Below are 3103 nucleotides of genomic sequence, written 5' to 3'. Positions count from 1 at the left end.
CTTTAATTTTAATAAAACTTTTCATGCGCCCAATTAAGGTCGCATAGCCTTCCTCATCAATTGTTGCTAAATCGCCAGTCGGTAAACAGCCGTCATATTCATCGCCGTTTGCAAGATCTTTCGCCTCTGTTGCATAGCCCATCATGACATTATCGCCGTAATAATATAATTCACCCGTATCCGCTAGCTCAAAGCGGCCGCCGGGCACTGGGATACCAATTGTGCCTAATTTATCCGCAAGGCGCTCATACGGGACGTACGCGATGCGTGGTGCCGCTTCCGTTTGTCCATACATGACATAAAACTTGCGATTCGTTGCAACCGCGTATTGATTAAATTTATCGACTAAATACACATCTAAGTGACCGCCCGCTTGCGTCAATGTTTTTAATGACGGCAAATCCATATCAACAAAGCCTAAACGATTTAATAATTGATACGTAAACGGCACACCTGCAATCGACGTCCCTTTAAATTCATTCACAAAATACCAAAATGACGGGAGTTTCACGCTTTTAGACGTCAATAATAACGTCGCCCCTACTTGTAAATGACTATTCACAATCGAAATGCCGTACGAATATGATAACGGTAAATTAATGACGGGACGCTCGTGCTCGTCTAGTTCTAAATAGTCGACAATCGACTCGGTATTCGCTTGTATATTTTTATACGAGAGACGCACGTATTTTGGACTTCCCGTCGTACCCGATGTACTTAATAGTAGCGCTAAATCTTTATGAACCGAATAGGTTGGTTGTTGACGTTTTTTGAAAAACTGCTCGGTAATCTCTTCGTAGGCATCATGCATCGTTGCACCGAGTAAAAAAGCTGGCTCATAATGCGTCACGATGTTTTCAAGCATGGCTACCGCTAAGTCATCATTTATGAGCATCACTGCATGGCCCGCTTGAAGTGCCGCTACATAATGAACAATCGTTTTATAATCATTGCGGCAAATAATGCCGACAACTACTTTCTTTGGTGTCTCTAACATCGCGACAATTTGTGCGACATCCTCAGCTAGTTGCTCATACGTGTACGCCGCTGTCGCTTTTTGAACAGCAATTTTCTCCGATGGTTGAATGTCAAAAAACATCGTTCTTCCCCCTTATCACAATTCCTTTGCTTTTATTTTAATGGAAAAATTTTGATTTTCCTATAAAAAAAGAGAAATCACGAGGATTTCTCTTTTTACATGCCTATTCATTGACCGCTACTTTTCTAGCACTTGCCATCTCACGCCATAAAAAGACAATGTAGCGCGCCGTTACATAGAGCACCATAACCGTTGCAAACGTTATTTCAACAACAATCACAGTTGTTACGATAGGGCCTGTATAGCCTAAATAATGCACGGCATTTGTCAGTGCTGTCGCACAAATGACCAGTGGGAATGTAAACGCCGCATAACTCGGAAAAAATGGTAGGTGTAATAATCGCGGAAGCTGTGTTAGCACAAGCACATATAATAGCTGTGCAATGATCACTAGTGTTAACACCATCGTCGTTGAAGCCGCTTCAACATGCGCTAAGTAGCCTGCTAATGTCAGAGATACAGGCGCACATAAAATCGTAATTAACGGCAAGGTCGGCACCTCTAAATTACGCATCACGAAAATACGTACGAGCATGAGCGGTACAAGAATAATCACAAACGTAATACAGCTATAAAAAACGATATCCATTAATGCTGGCGCACGTCCACCAGCCGTTAGTGGCATAATGCCCATACCGATATACATAATAAACCAGCTCGGATAAATATGAGAAAGTGTCAACGCCGTACGTAATACGAAGCGATACGTAAAATACAGCATCAATACAAAATGCAGGACAAGGGCAAACCACCAAATATTTTCCCATACAACTATTGTATCCATGTACAAACTACTTAACACCATTAACGCCATTGTGAATGTCGGTGACACTGCAGCAATTAGAGGGTTTTTCATTTCTTTTAAAACGCATTCTGGTGCTAATACAATCTTTAATAATAGTCCGCTTAAAAAGACAGCACCAATAAAAATAAGGCCATTGGCAAACCATGTTAGCTCGAATGTTTTTACTAATTTAGCGAGCGAAAATAACGCAAGCATAACACCGCTAATTGGGATCGGTATCGCGCGAATAAGTTGTTTCATTGTTCATCACGTCTCCTTGATGCTTTTAGTATACTAAGAACTTTACTATTTTAAAAATACATAATTAAAATTATAATTATTGTTAAATCAAATAATTAGGATGTGATTCCATGCTTGAACAACTTCATGTATTCGTAAAAGTATATGAACAACGAAATTTTACAAAAGCCTCCGCACTATTATTCATTTCACAGCCAACGATTTCAACGAAGATTAAACAACTTGAGCAGCAATTAAATACAACATTCTTCATTCGTAAAGGTCCCAAAAGCCTCGTACCAACTGAGGCCGCCCATACTTTTTATCAATATGCGCTACGTACCATTGATGACTACGAACGAACGTTGACACAACTGCATGGTAAAAAGCGTATACGTTGCCATATCGGTTGTTCGAATACGATTGCAGTCCATTACTTCCCGAAAATCTTCCCCCAGCTTGTCGGCGCTTTTCCACATATTGACTTCATTTTGTCCTTATCCAATTCCGCGAAAGTAGCTGAAGGCGTGGCACAGCATCGACTAGATATTGGCCTAATCGAAAAGCCCCTCGATACGCATCCGCTTCAAAAAACTATACTTGGTACAGATGAGCTCGTACTCGCTGGCAATCTAGAAAGTACCTACTGGCTGATGCGTGAAAAACAATCGGGTGTTCGCTTCTTTAATGAACTCTATATTTCCGAACAAAATATTCATGCACAAATTATCGATACAAATAGTAATGAAATCATTACCGCACTACTGCAACAAGGCTTTGGTAAAACCATTTTGTCACGCATTAGCTTGCCAGAAAACATTCCCTTTCAGCGGCTGTCCACGCATTATCATCGCCAACTTTTCCTTATTAATCGCGACGATCAAAATGATTTACAAGCTGTTTCAGCGATGATTGCAAAGCATTTCCAAACATAAAAAAGAGAGAGGAATATACATGAAAAAACAACCGCTCCTAGGAGC

The 3103-nt window shown here is 40.6% G+C and carries 3 protein-coding genes; 1 reads left to right on the top strand and 2 read right to left on the bottom strand.

Features of this window, described 5'->3' with window-relative positions; translation table 11 throughout:
- Both KTHG_RS03385 and KTHG_RS03380 read right to left on the bottom strand, forming a co-directional pair.
- On the bottom strand, window positions 1–1099 hold a 1099-nt coding region (locus tag KTHG_RS03385), incomplete at its 3' end, for an AMP-binding protein (protein WP_020189519.1).
- Between the two features lie 103 nt (window positions 1100–1202).
- Entirely contained in the window at window positions 1203–2144 is a 942-nt protein-coding gene (locus KTHG_RS03380) for a TDT family transporter (protein ID WP_020189518.1), read from the bottom strand.
- Window positions 2145–2254: 110 nt separating this feature from the next.
- Between KTHG_RS03380 and KTHG_RS03375 the strand changes: the two genes are divergently transcribed.
- Window positions 2255–3058: a LysR family transcriptional regulator gene (locus KTHG_RS03375; RefSeq protein ID WP_020189517.1), complete on the top strand. Its 804-nt coding sequence runs from the start codon at window positions 2255–2257 to the stop codon at window positions 3056–3058.
- Window positions 3059–3103 lie beyond the last annotated feature (45 nt).

This window comes from Kurthia sp. Dielmo, from assembly GCF_000307285.2.
Classification (GTDB): domain Bacteria; phylum Bacillota; class Bacilli; order Bacillales_A; family Planococcaceae; genus Kurthia; species Kurthia populi.
Note: the sequence above shows the minus strand (reverse complement) of the source record. Positions and strands in the feature narration are given on the sequence as shown.

What these genes read in the sequence shown, in the direction of transcription:
- KTHG_RS03380 (WP_020189518.1), bottom strand. Translation starts at nt 2,144, where the DNA reads ATGAAACAACTTATTCGCGCGATACCGATCCCAATTAGCGGTGTTATG.
- KTHG_RS03375 (WP_020189517.1), top strand. Translation starts at nt 2,255, where the DNA reads ATGCTTGAACAACTTCATGTATTCGTAAAAGTATATGAACAACGAAAT.